General features: G+C 58.9%; 19 protein-coding genes and 1 tRNA gene. 11 read left to right on the top strand and 9 right to left on the bottom strand.

The window, feature by feature from the left end; translation table 11 throughout:
* The first annotated feature begins 3 nt into the window (after positions 1-3).
* From nuoL to NDI54_RS06800, 3 genes are read left to right on the top strand one after another with little or no spacing between them, the layout of a single operon-like run.
* On the top strand, positions 4-2109 hold the full coding sequence (gene nuoL, locus NDI54_RS06810; protein WP_310895706.1) for an NADH-quinone oxidoreductase subunit L: 2106 nt from the start codon (positions 4-6) through the stop codon (positions 2107-2109).
* Positions 2110-3645 (top strand): complex I subunit 4 family protein, encoded by a 1536-nt coding sequence (locus NDI54_RS06805; protein WP_310895705.1) that lies wholly within the window; start codon positions 2110-2112, stop codon positions 3643-3645. It abuts the gene before it with no gap.
* Positions 3646-5196 (top strand): NADH-quinone oxidoreductase subunit N, encoded by a 1551-nt coding sequence (locus NDI54_RS06800; protein WP_310895704.1) that lies wholly within the window; start codon positions 3646-3648, stop codon positions 5194-5196.
* Positions 5197-5219: 23 nt separating this feature from the next.
* Here the strand turns inward: NDI54_RS06800 and NDI54_RS06795 are convergent, their stop codons facing one another.
* On the bottom strand, positions 5220-6167 hold the full coding sequence (locus tag NDI54_RS06795; protein ID WP_310895703.1) for an MBL fold metallo-hydrolase: 948 nt from the start codon (positions 6165-6167) through the stop codon (positions 5220-5222).
* Positions 6168-6315: 148 nt separating this feature from the next.
* Here NDI54_RS06795 and NDI54_RS06790 point away from each other — a divergent pair, with 148 nt between their 5' ends.
* Together NDI54_RS06790 and NDI54_RS06785 are read left to right on the top strand one after the other, a co-directional pair.
* Positions 6316-6585: a DUF7553 family protein gene (locus tag NDI54_RS06790; RefSeq protein WP_310895702.1), complete on the top strand. Its 270-nt coding sequence runs from the start codon at positions 6316-6318 to the stop codon at positions 6583-6585.
* Between the two features lie 48 nt (positions 6586-6633).
* Positions 6634-6708, top strand: a tRNA-Val gene (locus NDI54_RS06785).
* Positions 6709-6979: 271 nt separating this feature from the next.
* Here the strand turns inward: NDI54_RS06785 and NDI54_RS06780 are convergent.
* Genes NDI54_RS06780 through NDI54_RS06770 form a run of 3 tightly spaced genes read right to left on the bottom strand, consistent with a single transcriptional unit; the run spans position 6980 to position 8654 of the window.
* A complete protein-coding gene (locus tag NDI54_RS06780) occupies positions 6980-7630 on the bottom strand; it encodes a hypothetical protein (RefSeq protein WP_310895701.1) in 651 nt (216 codons plus the stop codon).
* Positions 7627-8055, bottom strand: a complete 429-nt coding sequence (locus NDI54_RS06775) for a DUF6884 domain-containing protein (RefSeq protein ID WP_310895700.1) — start codon at positions 8053-8055, stop codon at positions 7627-7629. The genes NDI54_RS06780 and NDI54_RS06775 overlap by 4 nt, the downstream gene beginning before the upstream one ends.
* Positions 8052-8654 (bottom strand): transcriptional regulator, encoded by a 603-nt coding sequence (locus tag NDI54_RS06770; protein WP_310895699.1) that lies wholly within the window; start codon positions 8652-8654, stop codon positions 8052-8054. The genes NDI54_RS06775 and NDI54_RS06770 overlap by 4 nt, the downstream gene beginning before the upstream one ends.
* 131 nt (positions 8655-8785) lie before the next feature.
* On the opposite strand from NDI54_RS06770, the gene NDI54_RS06765 reads away from it, so the two are divergent.
* Positions 8786-9877: a PH domain-containing protein gene (locus NDI54_RS06765; protein WP_310895698.1), complete on the top strand. Its 1092-nt coding sequence runs from the start codon at positions 8786-8788 to the stop codon at positions 9875-9877.
* Between the two features lie 778 nt (positions 9878-10655).
* Positions 10656-12431, top strand: coding sequence for a hypothetical protein (locus tag NDI54_RS06760; protein ID WP_310895697.1), 1776 nt, complete (start codon positions 10656-10658; stop codon positions 12429-12431).
* A 103-nt stretch (positions 12432-12534) separates the two neighbouring features.
* On the opposite strand, the gene NDI54_RS06755 is transcribed toward NDI54_RS06760, so the two are convergent.
* The gene (locus NDI54_RS06755) at positions 12535-13560 is read right to left on the bottom strand and encodes a tyrosine-type recombinase/integrase (protein ID WP_310895696.1); all 1026 of its coding nucleotides are present in this window, start codon (positions 13558-13560) and stop codon (positions 12535-12537) included.
* Between the two features lie 355 nt (positions 13561-13915).
* Here NDI54_RS06755 and NDI54_RS06750 point away from each other — a divergent pair, with 355 nt between their 5' ends.
* The 3 genes from NDI54_RS06750 to NDI54_RS06740 all read left to right on the top strand — a co-directional run bounded on the left by NDI54_RS06750 (position 13916) and on the right by NDI54_RS06740 (position 15862).
* Entirely contained in the window at positions 13916-14665 is a 750-nt protein-coding gene (locus tag NDI54_RS06750; RefSeq protein WP_310895695.1) for a pirin family protein, read from the top strand.
* A 128-nt stretch (positions 14666-14793) separates the two neighbouring features.
* Positions 14794-15354, top strand: a complete 561-nt coding sequence (locus NDI54_RS06745) for an NAD(P)/FAD-dependent oxidoreductase (RefSeq protein WP_310895694.1) — start codon at positions 14794-14796, stop codon at positions 15352-15354.
* A gap of 94 nt (positions 15355-15448) precedes the next feature.
* Positions 15449-15862, top strand: coding sequence for a DoxX family membrane protein (locus tag NDI54_RS06740; protein WP_310895693.1), 414 nt, complete (start codon positions 15449-15451; stop codon positions 15860-15862).
* Positions 15863-15902: 40 nt separating this feature from the next.
* On the opposite strand, the gene NDI54_RS06735 is transcribed toward NDI54_RS06740, so the two are convergent.
* From NDI54_RS06735 to NDI54_RS06720, 4 genes are all read right to left on the bottom strand, one after another.
* Positions 15903-16517, bottom strand: a complete 615-nt coding sequence (locus NDI54_RS06735) for a TetR/AcrR family transcriptional regulator (protein WP_310895692.1) — start codon at positions 16515-16517, stop codon at positions 15903-15905.
* 117 nt (positions 16518-16634) lie between these two features.
* A complete protein-coding gene (locus NDI54_RS06730; RefSeq protein ID WP_310895691.1) occupies positions 16635-16985 on the bottom strand; it encodes a TRAM domain-containing protein in 351 nt (116 codons plus the stop codon).
* Between the two features lie 51 nt (positions 16986-17036).
* Positions 17037-17414 carry a hypothetical protein gene (locus NDI54_RS06725; RefSeq protein WP_310895690.1) on the bottom strand — a complete coding sequence of 126 codons (378 nt, stop codon included), beginning with the start codon at positions 17412-17414 and terminating at the stop codon, positions 17037-17039.
* Between the two features lie 75 nt (positions 17415-17489).
* A complete protein-coding gene (locus NDI54_RS06720) occupies positions 17490-18731 on the bottom strand; it encodes a hypothetical protein (RefSeq protein ID WP_310895689.1) in 1242 nt (413 codons plus the stop codon).
* Between the two features lie 121 nt (positions 18732-18852).
* Between NDI54_RS06720 and NDI54_RS06715 the strand changes: the two genes are divergently transcribed.
* A complete protein-coding gene (locus NDI54_RS06715; RefSeq protein WP_310895688.1) occupies positions 18853-19296 on the top strand; it encodes a DUF6653 family protein in 444 nt (147 codons plus the stop codon).
* The last annotated feature ends 46 nt before the right edge of the window (positions 19297-19342 follow it).

Below are 19342 nucleotides of genomic sequence, written 5' to 3'. Positions count from 1 at the left end.
CAGATGGCTGCATTCACATACGCTCCGGCGATTGTCCTGCTGCCGTTCGTATCGTTCCTCGTCGCGCTGTTTGCCGGCGACCGCATGCCGAAAGGCGGTGCGCTCGCGGGCATCTCCGCGACGGGTGGATCGCTGCTACTGTCGATCTGGGTCGCGCTGACTGTCGGCGGGTTCACGGGCAGCAGTACCTCGTACAACGAGATACTGTACCAGTGGACCACGAGCGTCGACTCGCTCCAGCTCAATTTCGGACTCCTGCTGGATCCGCTGTCGGCACTCATGCTGCTTATCGTCTGTCTCATCTCGTTCCTCGTCCACATCTTCTCGCTTGGCTACATGAACGACGAGGGCGAGACCGGACTCCCGCGCTATTACGCCGGCCTCGGCCTGTTCACGGCGAGCATGCTCGGGTTCGTCGTCGCCAACAACCTCCTGATGGCGTTCATGTTCTTCGAGCTGGTGGGCCTGTGTTCGTACCTGCTCATCGGCTTCTGGTTCCGCGATGACGGCCCGCCCAGCGCCGCGAAGAAGGCGTTCCTGGTCACCCGCTTCGGTGACTACTTCTTCCTCATCGGCGTGGTGGGTATCTTCGCAACCTTCGGAACGGGCCTGTTCGCCCCGATCACGCAGGGCGGCGAGGTCGTCGCGGAGAGCTTCCCGATGCTGGCCGAACAGGCTGTCGTCGACGGCCAGACTGAAGCGATTGCGATGCTTGAGACGGTCGGCATGGGGCCACAGGCCTGGTTCACCGTGCTCGGCCTGCTCGTGCTGGGCGGCGTCGTCGGCAAGTCCGCACAGTTCCCGCTACACACCTGGCTGCCCGACGCGATGGAAGGCCCGACGCCGGTCTCGGCACTGATCCACGCGGCGACGATGGTCGCGGCCGGTGTCTACCTCGTCGCGCGCATGTACGGCTTCTATGCCATCTCGCCGACGGCGCTGGCTGTCATCGCGCTTATCGGCGGCTTCACCGCCTTGTTCGCGGCGACGATGGGCCTGGTCAAACAGGAGATCAAGCAGGTGCTCGCGTACTCCACCATCTCCCAGTACGGGTATATGATGCTCGCGCTGGGGTCAGGTGGCTACATCGCCGCCGTCTTCCACTTGACGACCCACGCCGTGTTCAAGGCGCTACTCTTCCTCGGTGCGGGGTCGGTTATCATCGCCATGCACCACAACGAGAACATGTGGGACATGGGCGGTCTGAAAGACCGGATGCCGGTGACCTACTGGACGTTCCTCTCCGGTTCGCTCGCACTCGCCGGCATCCTCCCGTTCGCGGGCTTCTGGTCCAAGGACGAGGTGCTGTACGAGGCGCTCATTCACGGGCTCGGGAGCCAGGGCGGCCTCGGCGTCGCCTACCTGGTTGCGTACGCGATGGGGCTACTGGCCGTGTTTTTCACCGGCTTCTACACCTTCCGGATGGTGTACCTGACCTTCCACGGCGACGCCCGCTCGGACACCGCACGCGACCCCGAGCCAGTTCACTGGAACGTCAAGGGCCCGCTGGCGGTGCTGGGCGTGCTCGCCGCGACGATCGGCTTCATCAACATGAAGCCCGTCGCCGAACTCACCGGCGCACACATCGACTTCCTGCACACGTGGCTTCACGGACCCGACGAGGGCGGCTGGCCCGCCCAACTCGGAACCGGCCTCGCTCGGTACGAGACGCTGCTCCATGACGTGAGCGGTGTCGCTGCCGGTGAACCGCTCGGCGCTATCGGAACGCTCCTGGCATCGGCCGGTCTCTCGCTCGCACTGGCAGTCGCCGGCGTGCTCGTCGCACGGAGCCTCTATGCCGGTGCCGACCCGGTCGAGCACACGGACAAGCTTGGCGGTCTGAAGACGCTACTCATGCACAACTACTATCAGGACGAGTATCAGGTGTGGCTCGCGACGGGTGTCACCTACCCGATCGCTCGTGTGATGAACAAGTTCGACCAGGGCGTCGTCGACGGCGTCGTCAACGGCGTCTCCAGCGTGAGCCTGTTCGGTGGCAGCCGCATCCGGCGCATTCAGTCCGGCGTCGTCAGCAACTACGCGGCGCTGCTGACGCTCGGGCTCGTGCTATTGCTGGCTGCCTTCGGCGTCATGGGAGGGTGGTTCTGAATGTGGGTCGCTGCACTCCTGCTGGTGACCCTGCTCGGGACCGGTGTCGTGTTCCTCTCCCCGAATAAGTACGCCGGGAAGCTCGCGGCCGCGATCAGCGTGATCCCGGCGGTTGGCAGTCTCTACATGTACTGGGTGTACCTCACGCAGTACGGCGGCACGGGCAACGCCTTGCTGTCGCCGGCTGACATCGCGTTCAGCCAGCAGATCCCGTGGCTGACGCTCGGTGACCTGCAAGTGTCGTACTTCGTCGGCCTCGACGGCATCAGCATGCCGCTGCTGGTGCTGACAACTGTGCTGACGACGCTGGCAATCGTCTCGGCGTGGACGCCCATCGACGAGCGCCAGTCCCAGTTCTACGGGCTGATGCTGTTCATGGAAGTGAGCCTCATCGGCGTGTTCTCCGCGCTGGATTTCTTCCTCTGGTTCGTCTTCTGGGAGGGCGTCCTCATCCCGATGTATCTGCTCATCGGCGTCTGGGGCGGCCCGCGCCGGAAGTACGCCGCTATCAAGTTCTTCGTCTACACGAACGTGGCGTCGCTGGTCATGTTCGCGGGCCTGTTCGCGCTCGTGTTCAGCACTGACCTCACGTCGCTTTCCCTGCCCGCGATGGCCGAGGCGTTCCGCACCGCAAGCGGCCTGCCGACCATCGCCGGAGTGAACCTGATGACGATTTCGTTCATCCTGATGTTCTTCGGGTTCGCGGTGAAGGTGCCCGTCTTCCCGCTGCACACGTGGCTGCCCGACGCCCACGTCGAGGCCCCGACGCCGGTGTCGGTCATGCTGGCCGGCGTCCTCCTGAAGATGGGGACCTACGCGCTGTTGCGGTTCAACTTCACGATGCTCGCTGAGACAGCCCGTGCCCTCGCCGTCCCGCTGGCTATCATCGGCGTGGTCAGCGTCATCTACGGCGCGATGCTCGCGCTCGCACAGCGGGACCTCAAGCGCATCGTCGCCTACTCCTCGATTTCATCGATGGGGTACGTCATCCTGGGTCTGGTCGCGTTCACGCCTTACGGCATGGGCGGGGCGACCTTCCAGATGATCGCCCACGGCCTCATCTCGGGGCTGATGTTCATGTCCGTCGGTGTCATCTACAACACGACGCACACGCGGATGGTCGGGGACATGTCCGGGCTCGCGGACCGCATGCCCTGGACGGTCGGCATCTTCGTCGCCGCGGCCTTCGGCTACATGGGCCTGCCGCTGATGGCCGGCTTCGCCGGGGAGTACTTCATCTTCCAGGGCTCGTTCGACGCGGCGACGCTTGGCGGGGCCGCGCCGGTGTTGACCTCGCTTGCAATGTTCGGCATCGTCATCGTCGCCGGCTACCTGCTGTGGGCCATGCAGCGCACGCTGTTCGGTGCCTTCAGCCTGGAGACCGACTACGAGGTCGGCCCGGCGGCGTTCCACGACGTGGCACCGCTGGCCGTGTTGCTCCTGCTGGTCATCGCACTCGGTGTCGCTCCAGACATCTCCTTTGGAATGATCACGGACTCGATTTCACCGGTTCTCGAACTCGGAGGTGGTGCATAGATGGTCGCACTCCCTGACTGGGCCGCGCTCGCACCGGCCCTGTCCCTGGGTTTCGCCTCGCTCGTGTTGCTGCTCGCTGACTCCGTCGACCCCGATACGACGAACACGGAGCTGCTCGCCGGTATCTCGGTCGTCGGCTCGCTGGTTTCGTTCGGGTTCGCCGGCTGGTTCATCTCCGCCGGCACGGGAATGGCCGGTGGCACCGGCGTCGCGCTGTTCAACAGCCAGATCGTGGTGGACCAGATGGCCCTGTTCTTCATGGCCATCGTCGGCAGCGTCACGACGCTGGTCGTGCTCGCGAGCTACGACTACGTCGCCGAACACAGCTACCAGGCCGAGTTCTTCGCGCTGGTCCTGCTGTCCGCGACCGGGATGAGCCTCCTGAGCGCGGCCAACAGCCTGGCGACGGCCTTCGTCGCGCTGGAACTCGTGTCGCTGCCCTCGTACGCGCTCGTTGCCTTCCTCAAGGAGAACAAGGGCAGCGTCGAGGCGGGGCTGAAGTACTTCCTCATTGGCGCGGTGTCCTCGGCGGTGCTGGCTTACGGCATCTCGCTGGTGTACGCCGCGACCGGTGTCCTCCGGTTCGACGGCGTCGCAACGGCCATTTCCAGTGGGACGGTCCAGACCATCGTCGACGGGTCGATTCAGGCCCAGGCCGGTGACCCCGCCGTCCCGATGTCCATACTCGGCGTCGGCATCCTGATGATTATCGGCGGCGTCGCGTTCAAGACCGCCGCCGTCCCGTTCCACTTCTGGGCCCCGGAGGCCTACGAGGGCGCGCCGGCCCCGATTTCGGCGTTCCTCTCCTCGGCATCGAAGGCCGCCGGTTTCGTGCTGGCGTTCCGCGCCTTCGCCGTCGCGTTCCCCATCGGCGACCTGCTCGCCGCTGGCGGCGCGATCAACTGGGTGATGGCCTTCCAGATCCTCGCCATCGCGACGATGTTCATCGGGAACTTCGCCGCTGCGACACAGGAGAAAGTCAAGCGAATGCTGGCCTACTCCAGTGTTGGCCACGCCGGCTACGTCCTCATCGGCCTTGCCGCTGTCTCCAGTTCCGGCGAAGGGCTGAGCCTCAGTATGAGCGCCGGCATGTCGCACCTGCTCGTCTACGGCTTCATGAACACGGGCGCGTTCCTGTTCATCGCACTGGCCGAACACTGGGGCATCGGCCGTACCTTCGAGGACTACAACGGCCTCGCCAAAGAGGCTCCGATCGCTTGTGCGGCGATGACAGTGTTCCTGTTCAGCCTCGCCGGCCTCCCGATCGGCGGCGGGTTCTTCTCGAAGTTCTACCTGTTCTCGGCAACGCTTGAGGTTGGCGCGTGGTCGCTGGCCGCCGCGCTCATCATCAACAGCGCGCTCAGCCTGTTCTACTACTCACGCGTCGTCAAGGCGATGTGGATCGAGGAGCCAAACGGCAGCCGCACCATCGAATCCTACCCGATGGGGCTGTACACCGCCGTCGTCGGTGCTGCTATCGTAACGGTGCTCCTGCTGCCCGGCTTCGGCCGCGTCTACGAGGTCGCGTTCCAGGCCGCGCAGTTGCTGTAAGAACCGTCTGAACGCGATCGTTTTTACACCGACTCGTAGACGAACACGCCGCCGCTCTCGCGTTTCTCAACGCGCCCAGTGACTTCGAGTACGTCTAGATGACCGACGGCCTCGCTCATCCCGGCGAAGTACTCAGTGGCCGGCAGGTCGCCAAACAGCGCCGTCATCACGTCGCTTGGTGTCGTCACCCCGCCGGAGACGATATCAGCGACTTCTGTGGTGCGCTGGTCGTGTTCAGCGAGGATGTCGTCGATACGCTCGCGTGGTGACTCGACTGGCTCGCGGTGACCGGTGAGAAAGCGGTCGTGGCCCTGCTCGCGGAGCCACCGAAGCGATTCGTTGAACGCCGGCAGTATCCGCGGGCGCGTCCCGCTCTCGTCGGGTATCTGGAGGAACGGGTTCGGTGTGATGTCGCCCAGTACGTTGTCGCCGACGAGCGCTTCACGACGGCCCTGAACGTCGTACGAGAAGAGTATCTCGCCGGCGGCGTGGCCTTCGACAGTGTCGACCGTCAGTTCGGTATCGTCGACGGTGACAGAATCCCCCGAGGCCAGCACACGATCGGTGTCGACGCTCTGGGCGTAGGGCAGGAACGCCTCCGGCAACTGCGTCACCGTCTCGGCAGTCTCACGAGAGACCCCACAGCGCTCGAAGAAGTCCGCGAAGTACGACTGCTCGGCGTGCAGTTGCGCCGCGAAATCACGCATGATCTCCGCTGCCGGCTCGCTGGCGACGACACGAGCCCCCCGCTCGGCGAACCGGTTCGCCATGCCGAAATGGTCCGGGTGCGGGTGGGTGACCAGGACTTGTTCGATGTCGGCCGGTGAGAGTTCGCGGGCCTCAAGCGCCTCGACCAGACGCGACCACGCCTCCTCGCTGTCAGGTCCCGGGTCGACGAGCGTTCGTCGCGCGATGTATGCGTTGACTGCCCCGATCTGGAACGGCGTCGGAATCGACACCCGTGTGAACATGTCCCCTTGTTGCAGATGGTCGCGCAAAACAGTTCGTACCCGCGCTGTGCGTTTACTTGCGTGGACGCTCGCCCTCCCTTGATTAGCTGGGGCTTTCCATCGTTTTTCGGGCACAAGAGATATATTCGTCCTTCGCGTAGGGACAGATATGAACAAACACTTCGAAGACGCACGGTACTACCTGAAGCGCGCCGGCAAGACCGCCACCAAAGGCGTGAAAGAGGAACTCGAACCGGTCGAAGAGCGCTTCCGCGAACTCACCGGGAAAGAACAGGAACCAGAACCCAGCCGACTGGAGGCCGTCAAGGCCGACCTGAAAGAACTGCAGGAGAAAGCCGAAGGCGAAGCCGAGGAAGCGATCGCTGACGCCCGCGGGAAGATCGGCGACTACCGCGGCAAGGAAGAGACGGAAGCGTAGCCGGAAAGCAATTCTTAAGGGATGCGCTCGAATAGAAGCGATTGGATCGGGTTGGTGATCTAGTTCGGTTATGATACCTCCTTCACACGGAGGAAGTCGGCGGTTCGAATCCGCCCCAACCCATTTTGCTCCCTGACGGTCGCAAAGGACTGCAAGCCGTATCTTCAGGGCTCGATTCAGTGGTTCCCGCAGTGAGAGCCACTTCAGGGAGAGGAGAAGAAGTCAAGCGAGTTGCTGGCTCCTTCTCACCGTAGCCACGTATGGCGATTGTACCAAAAGGAAATACTCGTGCAAAGGTGCTAAATGTTCCGACGGTTCAGTGGGCTAAGGAATCTTAACGATCAAGGGATCAGTTAGCGCGAGGTCGTTAAATTTCCTTGACCCGCGTGGACACTCACGCACCCTCATCGTTCAACAACGTCTCTGGATAGAGGTCGGAGATTAGCCCGATAATCTGGTATTCGAGTTGTTCAAGGGGAACCTCGAAATCGTGGTATAGGCCGACGTCGTCCTTCTGCCACGCCTTCGCCCAGAAGTACGTGGGTCGGTGGAGTTCTCTGTTTTCGTTGAAGAGTTGATTTGCCCACTTCTGATACTTTTGCTTCTGGTTCTTGTCGTGGTCGAATATGATTGCGCTTAGATCCCCGATATGGTAGGCGTGACCGTCTCCCCATCTGGCAAATTTTCCGGTACTCCTTCCACGAAGGCCTTTCAGATTTGCACTCAATGCCTCCCCATCTCTTCCGTATTTGCCAGCCTTCCCTACGTAGAGAGGGACGACGTCATCACCCTCCAGCCAGTACATTAGGTAAATCAGACCGTCGTAGGTGTCGTCAGAAGTAGACCAATCGTTGATCACCTTCCGTCCCTCCTCTCGAACGAGAGCTTCCATCTCCTCACTCCGCTTCAGGATTCGACGGTCATCTTTCCCGTAGTTTTTGAAGTGAGCGTTGAGATCATCATCAGTCTCGAAGAGGGGAATTGGATTCTTCGTTTCGACGTATTCTCCAGTCCACTCCTGCCAGATGTTCTCCTTTGTCGTCATAGTCGCTCCTTGTACCAGCTTTGCTTCTCTCCGATTCCTAAACCCTCGGTCGGGATCTCAATAGTCACGTCTCTGCTTTTGATCAGGGGGAGCAATTCCTCGTAGTAGTCTTTGCCCGCGTGAAAGACGAGAGTAACGTCACCCGAGAGAAGACCCTCTTGCTCCATCTCTTCGGCAACTCGTTCAGCCCACTCTCTCTTTTTGACTACTCTCGCACCAGAGAGTGTCTCATCGTATGGTGCGATAGCTTCCCCATCTGGATCGAGGAGTCCGTACTTTGCCGAGAGAATCCACCAATCATCGTGAAACCGCTCTGCGTAGGCTCGCATCTTCTCGAAGTAGGGCGATGTGTAGAGGTCCTTTGGGGTGACCGGTTCATCCCGTTTGGTCTTGACGCAACTGACAAGCCCGATCTCTCTGCTCATCCTGTAATCTCCCACGTAATCACAGCCCCCTGTTGGTGAATGGGATGACGTAGTCCATCAAAGTGAGCTACGCTTCTCGTCTCAACCTCGAAGTCGTACCAGTAGTCGACGTCGAGGCAGAACTTCTCCGCAATTGCTTCAGGACTCATCCGCTCGTATGACTCGTCAACTGGCTCGTAGTAGAGCCCGAGGAGTCCACCATTCTCGGCAAAGCCCGCGTCATAGAGCTTTCGAGCATCAGTGAGTAGGGTAGACGTCGTCCTCTCAGGGAATGGGCTGAAAACCTTCGCAAAACTATTAGGGTCAATGTTTCCGTTGTCGTATCGGAATCGGAGGAGCTTCGCCTCAACTGGAAGCTTTGTGTCTGCACTTTCGATGAAGACGTCTGCCCGTTGCCCTCCATCAAGATACGGCTCCTCAGTCTTGATGAAGTAACTGGTGTCTTCATCCATTTCCTCTCGAAGCATCTCAATCTGATTCTCCTCCTCGAAGGGGCCGATACCCGCCTGCCAACGGTCGTGATCGGCTTTGTTGTCGACGGCGGGTACTGCTGAGGCAAAGTCATCTGCCAGTCGTTCCAGTATAGCGGAAACACTCACACTACCTTAATTATGACCGGTCATTAAGAATCCTTGATCTACGCGGATAGAATGCTCACCCTTGTCGTTCTTACTGATGGATGATTGATTATAACCCCAACCTTCATAGTAAATAACTGGTACGTAGATATATGGGATTGTTTCGCAGTGATGGTCCAGAGGGAGAAATTGGAAAACTCATAGATAATGCAGATCATAACTCCGTAAATGAAGCGCGCTTAACTGATCTTGACTCATCAGGATTTACTGGAAGGAAAGGGGCGAAGCTATATGATCAGCCATTGATTGATTATCTAAACGAAGCCGAGCAACCTAATTATATATTTTACCCAGATAATCAAAAAGTTGAAATTTCATCTGAAGCTGGTGGTTCATCTTTCGTCCTTGATGGAAATGCAATCTACTGTATCACTGATGAAAGAGTATTGGTTGTGGTTGGAAGAGAAAACGAAGCAGATGCGTCACTGAGTCTTCCGTTTGATTCGATTATTGGTTTCGAATGTAAATCGGCCCGTATGAAGCACAGGATTTCTGTAACTATTGAATCAGAAGAGATAATCAAAGAAGCAATTTCAATCTCTAATCCAGAAAGTTCAAATATTCAACAAGGTAGATATCTAATTGATTTGAACATTGTGAATGCTTTTGACAGCAAAGATATTGATAAAGCTAACCAGTTCCTCACCAGAGAAATTTTGTCTCCAGAAGGCGGAGCTTCTGATTCTGATTATTTAACCAAAGTGAATAATTATCTTAGCGCAGGTGAGACGCCTCAACACATTCTCCGTGGCGGAACACTGGAAATTACGTACGGGAGTGATGATGAGTATAAAAGTGGTAAAAATGTTTATACGGTAGTCACTGATGAACGTGTATTAGTTGTAATTGTGCAAAGGATTTCAGGGAATGATACGCGAAGCATTGAATATCATTCAATAGACGGTGTCAGCTTTGAGAAGGGTATGTTGATAGAGGAGCTACAAATCAGGGCAGGAGGAGCGACTTATGAGATGCAAGTGCTGGACGAAGCTGAAGCAAAAAAAGCAATGAAATATATCCGACAGAAAATGAAATCGGCTCAAAAACCGTCTCTCGAAACCAGTTCAGATTCTGCGCCTGATCCAACAGAACAATTAAAAAACATAAAAGATCTGCACGATGAAGGTATACTATCTGAAGAAGAATTTGAAGAGAAGAAGCAAAAGCTCCTGGATAAAATATAATAGCAGGTTTGTGTTCAAACAGCCATTGAACACGCTCGTTAAGCAATCTTCTCCCGCGTCAACGGGTGAGTTGCAGGAGGGGTAGACTGCTCCTCAGATAATGCATATCGGCGGCTCAAATCGCTCGAAGAAGCCGGTAAAATTGAATCGAAGATGGCTGGCAATTCGCTCATTTGGTTCCTCGCAGAATAGCGCTTTTCTTTTTATAGAAAACAAGCGCGGGACTGGAGATTCCTTGCGCTCATCGCCATCAATTCCACAGCAGAAATGCCGTCAGGCTAATAGGCAGTCCTACATCAAGACCTGCTGATTACCCAATATCGGTACGAAACACCAGAATGCTAATATACCCGATGCACGTCACAACCATTCCTCCACTGTTGTCTGCAATACACCCTTACGATCAAAATCTACGCCCCCAGTATATGATATAATTCTGATAATATCGTCCCTCATAGCTAAAGAATATTTAACGAGTTGGGGCCATACTATCTATTCTTGATACTTTGTATTCATCCATTACAGGCCCCATTTAGGTCGATTTCGGGCACTCAGAAATTCTGTGTATTCGATAATCGTAGGAGGAAGGAGCGGCAGATTATGGTATCAGGATTATAGTCAGTTACGATACCTTTATGTTCCAATCTCTCGTAGTAATAGGCACGCCCCGACGAAAACAAGCTGGGCGTCAATAACACAATGAGCCGAAGCAATTCATTCCAAGAGCGGAAGCTGTCTCGTTCGCAGAACACTCGCAGTCAGTCGGTGGTGTCCCACGATGAGTAGTACCGATGTTCGTATCGATGGGTCTGCCATCACGACGCAGAGGCTACCCACCGAGATACAAACCCTCCAGCGTTGGATTTGCTGGCAGAGCGATAACGGTGAGAAGCAAGCGGTAGCCCCCGAATCGGGTGAGTCAGCAGTCTCTCTCAACGACGCAACATCCCTCAACGAAGCGAAACACAGCTTCGAGACAGAAGGACACGACGGGATAGCGCTCGTCCTCGACGATGAGTTGGTCGCTGTCCGTTTACTCGATGCAGTAGAAGGCTCCTCGCATAACCCGAGTATCGAGGACTGGGCCAAGGAGGTCATTGACTCCATCGACTCTTACACGGAAATCAGCCCCAGTGGAGACGATGTTCTCCTGTTGGCTGAAGGAGAGGTTCCCGACGATGCTATCGACACAGAGGAAGTAGAGGTGTCTTCAGTTGGGAGCATCGTTCCCATCACGGGCAAAGCGTTGGACTCATCGCCTGCCGTCCAGCGTCGACAGGATGAGTTAGAAGCCTTCTTCGAGAGGTGCAAGCGATGTGATTCGATAGCAGATAATCGCCAAAGCGTAGAGTTGGAGGACGACGTCACGCTGGCAGACGTTCGAGAGACGGTCGTTAAGAATTTTGACGAGGCGCAGTGGCATCTCACCGAAGCGATTCTCTCGACTCACGCAACGCTATTTGTTGGTGGTGTGCAGAACTGTGCTGGCCTAATCGTGGTAGGTCAGTCGGGTGCAGGAAAGACGACGGCTCTCAAGTTCTTCGAGGGGCTTGACGAACAGTTCTATCGGAGCGACGAAGTCACTCCAGCCTCGTTCGTGACGCACGATGCTTCACTGTCCGAAGAACGGCTGAAAGAAGTTGACCTACTGCCTCGAATCAAGCACAAGACACTTCTCTGCCACGATATGGAGACGTGGTTCTCTGGAGACAGAGAGAGCATCCGCACGACGATGTCGCGGATGACGCATCTGATGGATGGAGAAGGCCTGACCCGTGATAGTGGTTCACACGGTAAGCGTGGCTACGAGGGTGACTTTCGGTTCTCCTTCATCGGAGCGTCGACTCCGCTCAAGTCCCGTGCGTGGGACGTGATGGGCAACGCTGGCTATCGGTTCGTGTTCTATCACAAGGAGCCACGGCCCGATGACCAAGAGACACTCAGGAACAACCTCTTCGGTGAATCGAGCTACGAGGAGAAAGTCGCTGAGTGCAGGCAGAAAATACAGTCGTTCGTTCATCGGCTATGGAACGAACACGGCGGATACGGGAGTATTCCTGACGACGAGATTAGCTCCTCTGAGGATGCTGAAAAGGCTATTCCGTATCTCGCAAACATCGTTAAATTCTCTCGTGCCACAGTCACCGAGAGGTCTGGTGGGGAGACGCCTTCGGTGAGCCAAGAGGACGCTCACCGTATCGGCGCAGTTCTTCGTGAGATAGCGAAAGGACGGGCACTCATCACCGGAGAGAAAGAAGTCGACGTTACCAATGTGGTAGCAAGCGCTCGTGTGGCACTCAGTACGATGCCAGACAAGCGACGTCCTCTCGTTAGAGCGTTACTCAATCCGAGCAACAATGGTCAACTCACTCGAAGCGAGTCACAAGATGCTCTCGGTGTGAGCAAGCCGACTGCGATTAAACGGATGAAGCTGATGGATACGCTCGGAATCGCAGATTTCACCGAGGTCGATGGAGACGGTCGAGGGACAACAAAGCTCGAACTGAAAAATGAATTCGAGTGGCCGGATTCTCTGACTTTCCCTGCTCGGTAGGGGAATTCCAGTAGCAAAGTAACAGTACAGAACTTCGCTTATTAGCTACTCGTATCTCGTTAAATTCTCTTGACCCGCGAGGGGATGAGATCGGGAGTTGACCTCAGAGATTACTTAGCTCACTCTGACGAGCCTTCCGCTTTTCCTCTCTTGAACGAGCATCGTAATGCTCTTCAAGCGTATCGACGGAGACGGCCATCCGCTCGGAGGCAATCGACTTACTCACGTCTGAATTGAGATGGTGCATAATCGCACTCCGACGTATCGGATGTGGACTCACACTCGACGGACAGGAGGGGTAGTTAGCCGCCTCTGTTGCCTCACACATCTCCATATCCCTGTTGTGAGGGCAATCTTTCCTATAGTAACAGGGGCGCGTCAATTTGTAGATGGTGGATTGTAAGGCGTTGCCTGAGATACGACCATTCGATGTGGTAAACAGCGGCTCTCTTCCATCAGGCTCGGTATGAGGAATGCGGTTATGGGAGAGGTAGTCATCTATCGCTTCAGAGAGGCCAGCATCGAGGATCGAGAGATTCCGCTCACCCTCCTGCTTCAGTTTCAGGGGCGTGCTGACACTCGCATCAGGCCGATGTTGTACCTCGATATACTCCTCATCAGAGTACCAGTCTCCCACATCGAGCGAGACACAGGCCCCTCTTCGCATCCCCGTGTGGTATAGCAGAGAGAAGATGACGTGTTCCTTCGAGGCATACTCGTACTTCCGAAGATGATCGCGGATGGCACACGCTTCCTCGTGGGTGATTGCATCATCCCGAACTGCCTCTCCCTTCGAGACTTTTGGGATGATGAGCTTTTCCGAGATGCCTGTCTCTATTGCTTCGATGGATTCGCAGTATCGGAGAAACACTCTGAAGGTACGTAGCTGTTGCTCAAGGGTTATATCCGCCACTTCACCTTGATCAATGCGCCAGTTCTTGTAGTTCTCGCAGTCACGGCCAGACAGTTCGTTCAGGTTCTCGATTGAAGCGTGGTCACACCACTTCAGGAAGTGTTTCAGCCTGTAGCGATGGTTCTGGATGGTGCTTTCCGTAGCGTCTTGGCTCCGTGATTTGAGGTATTGGTCTACCGCTTCCTCTGGTACGATTGGTTCGAGCGATTGTGTCATTGGTTTTCCTCTTGGTTGGCACAATCGCCAGAAGGGAGGCGGTTCGAATCCGCCCCAACCCATTTCTGATTTCTCGCACCGACGAGCACCGCGAGGAGTCTGTGAAATCAGAAATGGATCGTCGGATTCTGAACCCAGAAAGACGAGCGAAGCGAGTCTTTCTTCGGTGAGAATCACGCCCCAACCCATCCGCTCACTGCACGTTTGTGAAGGACAGTATACCACGACGGTAGACGTTGCTCCAGCAAGGGCTGCATTTACACCGGGAGGAAGCAGTAGCGCCACCGAACCAGGGCCAGCGAGCAGTTGCACCGTACTCCCGATAGCTTTTACCGCTCGGTAAACAAGGGGAGATATGACCGAGAACGAGTCACGGGCGTCGGCCGACAGGCCGATTGCTGGCGAGATGGTCCAGCACGGGACGGGTGTGAACTCGAACCGTGCGTTTCCGACGGATAGCTATCCGAATAATCTGGACCCGTTCGTCCTGTTCGAGCAGTTCTATATCGACCCCGACAAGGGGTTTCCGATGCATCCCCACCGGGGGTTCGAGATCGTCTCGTACATGATCGAAGGCGGTATGGAACACGAAGATTCGCTCGGCGTCACAAACACCGCCTACGAGAACGACGCGATGCGAATCACGACCGGGAGCGGGATCCGTCACTCCGAGTTCCCCGCGGACGGGCAGGCCTGTACCGGGCTGCAGCTCTGGGTGAATCTGCCGGAGGCGGAGAAAGACGCGGACCCAGACTACGTCGATGCGACAGCAGACGAACTACCAACGGAGGAACGCGACGGCGCGACGGTTACGACGGTTATCGGCGATGGGTCACCGATCAGCCTCCATACGCCGATGGAGTATCTGGACGTTACCGTGGCGGACGCGTGGACGTGGACGGTGCCCGACGAGTGGTCGGGGTTCCTCTACGGTGTCGCCGGCGACGGAACGGTCGCGGGGCAGGCCTTCACTGCCGGTGATGTGCTGCCGGTCACTGACGGAGGGTCAGTGACACTCCGGAGCGATGAGTCGTTCCGTGTCGTCGCCGTCTCAGGCCGCCCACACGGGGAGCCGATTCGACAGCGCGGGCCGTACGTCCTGTAAACGAGTAGAGCCACCTGACTCCAAATAGCAGGTGGAAATCCTGGCTACTTGGCGCTCCGCCGTTTCGGCAACTCGACCAATTTTACCAAATGGTAAGACTCTTTTACCGGCGGTCCGTGCTGTGAGACATGGCAGACGTAGCAGTTGTCGGCGGTGGCCCCGCCGGCCTGAGTGCGGCACAGTACGCGGCGAAAAACGACCTCGAAACGATTGCCTTCGACACGGACGAGTCGTGGATGCACAAGGCACACCTGTTCAATTACCCCGCCGTGCGGTCCATTAGTGGCGAGGAGTTCCTCACGATCGCTCGCGGGCAGGCCCGCGACCGAGGTGCGACGCTGCACGAAACGGCGGTCACCGGCATCGAACAGACCGACGACGGGTTCGTCCTGTCGACCGACGACGACGAGTACACCGCGGACTACGTCGTCCTCGCAACGGGTGGCGACCGCAGTCTCGCGGAGGACCTCGGCTGTGAATTCACTGATGAGGATGTCGTCGACGTGAACGTTGACATGGAAACGTCCGTTGAGAACGTGTACGCGACCGGTGCGATGGGGCGAGCGGAGAAGTGGCAGGCAGTCATCGCAGCCGGCGACGGCGCAGCCGCCGTTCTCGATATCCTCTCGAAGGAGAAAGGCGAGTACTACCACGACTTCGACATGCCGTCGGACGTGCCGGAACTCTAACAACGCGGTCAGAATCTACTATTCCAATGAACTTCACTAGTCCCTCGATCCGTTTCGTTGAAAGCTATCGTACAGCCTCGGTGGTGCGTTTGTGATGGCACCCGAACTCAACGTCGTGTTGCTCGTCGTCGGCCGCGTTCTCTTCGGCGGTGTCCTCGCGTACACCGGGGTGAGCCACTTCACACAGACCGAGCAGATGACAGGCTACGCCGAGTACAAGGGCCTCCCAGCGCCGAAATTCTCCGTCCTCGCATCCGGTGGCCTCCTCATCCTCGGCGGGATCGGTGTGACCGTGGGGGTCTTCCCCGTCGTCGCGGCGGTCGCCCTCGCGGTGTTCCTGGTCGTCTCAGCGGTTGCGATGCACGACTTCTGGGCCGTCCCGGATGAGGACCGACAGGACGAGCTGAACAGCTTCCTGAAGAACGTGACACTCGCGGGCGGAGCCCTCGTCGTTGCGGCGTCCGCAACCGGGACGTGGGCACTCAGCATCGGTATCAGCCCGGTCTAACGGTCTCTTCTCACCGCGGTTACTGCGGAATCCGACCGTCTTACTGCCGCGGGTACAGCGAGTCGAGAATGAAATCGTCGATGGCTCGCTTGGCTTCCGCCGGGGCGTCCTCGTGTCCGAGCGCGATCCGGCGACCCCGGGCCGCGTGAATCACGTCCGTGACGAGCTGGCCCATCAGTTCGGCGTCGACATCGCGAAACGCTCCCTGCTCGATGCCGTCTTCGATGACCGCGACGATGCTTTCCCGAAGGCGGTCGTAGTGTTCGTTGAACAGCGCCCGGTGTTCCTCGTCGTTCTGAGCGTAGGCGTACAGTTCGTGATACACTTTCATCCGGTCCCAGTGTGAGAAATCATCGAACTCCGGGCCGAACAGACACCGGTCGATCCGCGTATCCAGCTCCGAGCGTGGGTCGGTTTCGTCGTCGACTTCGACGCTGCCCTCGTACTGGTCGATGATGTACGCCAGAAACGACGAGATGAGGTCGTACTTGCCGTCGTAGTGATAGTGAATCACCTGCCGGGACATGTCCATCTCCTCGCCGATGTCGCGGACCCGCAAGTCCTTGTAGCCGTGCTTGCTCAGCGCCCGAAACGTGGCCTCCATAATCACGTCGCGGGTGTCCTGTTTCGCACTCGCCCCATCCGTTTCGCTCATGGCTACTGTCTTATCGTGGTGGACACATATCGGTTTCTCCATCCGAATCGGGACTGACGGGTCGCCCCTGGCCACGAAACCCGTCCCAGTTTATCACTGTGACAGCGCCGCCCTCGCTCAGGCGCGTTCGACGAACCGGGCGTCAGCAGAGGTGTGATCTCTGTTGAACGACAGCACCTTCGCGCGGATCACGTCACCGGCCGACACCGACGACGGCACGTCCTCGGTGAACAGGACAAAGCCCTCGACTTTCCCGACGGCGACGCGGTCACCGGAGTGGTGGTCGGTGAATTCCGTGATGCCGAACTCGTAGGTTTCGCCGAGCTCGACCGGCGGTTCTCGCTCCTGTGCGGCCTCGTGAGCGCGTTTCGACGCGCTGCTGTCCGATGCCCGGCGATTCACCACGAACGCCAGAGCGAGGCCCACAGCGAGGGCGGCCCCGCCGGCGGCGAGCCAGATGGGTTCCATGCCTGAGGTTGCAGGACGAACGGATTAATACCTTTCAGAGTTCGGCGGCGCTTACAGTCCGAGCCGGTCCCGGAGGCCGCCGCCGGAGTCCGAATCCCCACCTTCGGGGTCCCACTCCGTCGGGAGTTCGGCCGCGAGCGACGTGACTTCGTCGTCGCTGTAGCGGGAGTCCGTCGTCGCGTCGTCGAGCCAGTCCGCCCACTCCTCGGCGGTCATCCGGCCCTTCGAATCGACTTCCCACTGGTCGACGAGCGCCTCCCGGTCGCGAAACGGGATGTCCATCCCGCTGTCGCCCCAGTACAGCGGCGAGAGCGCGAACTCGTGGCTGTCGTCCTCCAGCCAGACGAGCCGGTAGGGGTAGTCGTTGTAACAGAACACGTCCTCCGGCGAGACAACATCCCCGTTGGGGAGTTCCAGGGTCCGAGCCATTACACTGGTCTAAGGGCTACCCAGGCTTCAGCATTATGCGTCGGCATAGTCGCCGAATCCGCCAGACGAGCCCCGCTACACGAGCGGATCACACAGCGCCCACTCGTCGCGCTCGGGGTCGAGATTCGAGGGCTCCGCGCCGCGGTCGGTCAGAATGCCGGCGTGGTAGTAGATCGCCTTCAGTTGGAAGACGGTAGGTGAGTGGTAGACGCTGCCGTCGGCGAGTTCCGAGCGGCGGAGTTCACCGTCGCCGGTCAGTACCCGCTGGCGAACGGTCTCGTCGCCACGGAGGAACAGCTCGACGGTAAACTCCGGGTGGAGCGCGTGGAGGTACTCGACGAACTCGACGAGCGACGGGGCGCCGTAGCCGTCCCGGTGGCAGGCGTAGAGCCCGTCGACGAGCAATTCCGTGGCAGGGTAGTCGGACACGACGCGGCGGACGAGCTGGCCCCACTGGGGCGCGATGTCGATGAACCGCTTGCGGGAGCGCTGCCAGTCCGCGAACCGCCTCAGTGCGGTGTCGAGGTCGCCGACCGTCCGAAGCGCGAACCGGACGACCTCGCGTCCCAGCGGCGTCAGCGTGAGCGACCCCTGGCCGGCGTCGACCAGATTCAGGAATTCTGCGCCCGCAATAGCGCCGTCGACGGCCCCGACGACGTGGGTGGCAAGCAGGTCCCGTGCGTCGCCCTCGTGGTGGACGGCCAGCGGCACCGCAACGTAGTTTTTTGGATGGTTGAGCCCGAAGTTCTGGTCGGCGACGCCCTGAGCGCTGGCCTGAAATCGGATGGCTGAGGCGGCATCCATCGACCCGTGGCCCACCACGCGGGGCCGTTCGAGGACCGAAACCGTTCCGTCGGATTCGACGCCCAGCACGCCGACGTTCAGCTCGCGGGCCATCGTCCGCGCGGCGGTGGAGATGCCGCTCCGGGGTGCGGTCATGAAGGCGACGTTGGCCTCGTTGAGCCGGTCGTAGGCCTGGACAATGCCGCGTTGGGCGTCGACAGCACCGTCACCGGTGTAGCCCTTCGCCTCGACTGCGATCAGCGGCGGCCGGTCGCCGAGGCGGTCGACGGACAGCAGGTCCGACGAGAGCGTTTGCACGCCGACGAGGTCGGGATAGCCAGTCCCGACCCGGACGTGGTTGAACGGCGCGAGCGTCGCCTGTACGGCCGCCTCGATGGGCGTGTCGTCCAGCCAGCGCCGCTGGGCGAACTGCGTGTCCGCGACGACGTAGGCGTCCTCACGGTCCGCGAACAGCCGGTCTTTCGTCCGGGCGAGTACCTGTGGCTCGGAGAGCCCCGACGCCGCTGTGGCCATAGGCGGCGTTCACACAGGGCGGACATGAGTGTTCTGTCCCCGAACGATCAGGTCGGGGCCGCCGCTCCGGGCCACAGCACCCGGCGGCAGTGTTATCCTCTAGCACGATTGATAAGATAACATGACAGCACCACTACCGGACAGCGTACAGGACTGGTTCTGGACCCGCCACTCGAATCCCAGGAGCGGCTGGTCGCGCGTGCCTACCGGCGCTGTCATCGTGTACGCGGTGTATCAGCGCCGCTGGCGGCTCCTGGCCGCGGCGCTGCTGTGGACGGTCATTAATCCGATCCTGTTCGCGTCGCCGGAGACCGAGGACGCCTGGATGACCCGCGCCGTGCTGGCAGAGCGGTGGTGGCTCGGGGAGCAGGGCAACGGAACGATGGGACTCGAGTACCCGAATATCTGCAACACCGGCGGCGCGCTGGCGTCGGTTTTCGCCCTGTGGGCTGCCTGGCGTCGCCGCCCGGTCAGTGCCGCAATCGCCACGCTGGCGATGAACGGGCTGAAGCTCTGGTGGCTCCGCGAGATCGTGCAGCAGTACGACGCACGCGACCCGGAGTAATCGGTATTCGCGGCAACGGCGGGGGCGTCTGTTCGCGTGCGTGGAG

The organism is Haloarcula terrestris (assembly GCF_031624315.1).
In the GTDB taxonomy this organism is placed as follows: domain Archaea; phylum Halobacteriota; class Halobacteria; order Halobacteriales; family Haloarculaceae; genus Haloarcula; species Haloarcula terrestris.
Note: the sequence above shows the minus strand (reverse complement) of the source record. Positions and strands in the feature narration are given on the sequence as shown.

Coding starts and splice junctions, on each gene's coding strand:
- NDI54_RS06740 (WP_310895693.1), top strand. CDS start 15,449: ATGGCACCCGAACTCAACGTCGTGTTGCTCGTCGTCGGCCGCGTTCTC.
- NDI54_RS06750 (WP_310895695.1), top strand. CDS start 13,916: ATGACCGAGAACGAGTCACGGGCGTCGGCCGACAGGCCGATTGCTGGC.
- NDI54_RS06765 (WP_310895698.1), top strand. CDS start 8,786: ATGGGATTGTTTCGCAGTGATGGTCCAGAGGGAGAAATTGGAAAACTC.
- NDI54_RS06780 (WP_310895701.1), bottom strand. CDS start 7,630: ATGACGACAAAGGAGAACATCTGGCAGGAGTGGACTGGAGAATACGTC.
- NDI54_RS06805 (WP_310895705.1), top strand. CDS start 2,110: ATGTGGGTCGCTGCACTCCTGCTGGTGACCCTGCTCGGGACCGGTGTC.
- NDI54_RS06775 (WP_310895700.1), bottom strand. CDS start 8,055: ATGAGCAGAGAGATCGGGCTTGTCAGTTGCGTCAAGACCAAACGGGAT.
- NDI54_RS06720 (WP_310895689.1), bottom strand. CDS start 18,731: ATGGCCACAGCGGCGTCGGGGCTCTCCGAGCCACAGGTACTCGCCCGG.
- NDI54_RS06800 (WP_310895704.1), top strand. CDS start 3,646: ATGGTCGCACTCCCTGACTGGGCCGCGCTCGCACCGGCCCTGTCCCTG.
- nuoL (WP_310895706.1), top strand. CDS start 4: ATGGCTGCATTCACATACGCTCCGGCGATTGTCCTGCTGCCGTTCGTA.
- NDI54_RS06795 (WP_310895703.1), bottom strand. CDS start 6,167: ATGTTCACACGGGTGTCGATTCCGACGCCGTTCCAGATCGGGGCAGTC.
- NDI54_RS06725 (WP_310895690.1), bottom strand. CDS start 17,414: ATGGCTCGGACCCTGGAACTCCCCAACGGGGATGTTGTCTCGCCGGAG.
- NDI54_RS06730 (WP_310895691.1), bottom strand. CDS start 16,985: ATGGAACCCATCTGGCTCGCCGCCGGCGGGGCCGCCCTCGCTGTGGGC.
- NDI54_RS06745 (WP_310895694.1), top strand. CDS start 14,794: ATGGCAGACGTAGCAGTTGTCGGCGGTGGCCCCGCCGGCCTGAGTGCG.
- NDI54_RS06735 (WP_310895692.1), bottom strand. CDS start 16,517: ATGAGCGAAACGGATGGGGCGAGTGCGAAACAGGACACCCGCGACGTG.
- NDI54_RS06715 (WP_310895688.1), top strand. CDS start 18,853: ATGACAGCACCACTACCGGACAGCGTACAGGACTGGTTCTGGACCCGC.
- NDI54_RS06790 (WP_310895702.1), top strand. CDS start 6,316: ATGAACAAACACTTCGAAGACGCACGGTACTACCTGAAGCGCGCCGGC.
- NDI54_RS06755 (WP_310895696.1), bottom strand. CDS start 13,560: ATGACACAATCGCTCGAACCAATCGTACCAGAGGAAGCGGTAGACCAA.
- NDI54_RS06760 (WP_310895697.1), top strand. CDS start 10,656: ATGAGTAGTACCGATGTTCGTATCGATGGGTCTGCCATCACGACGCAG.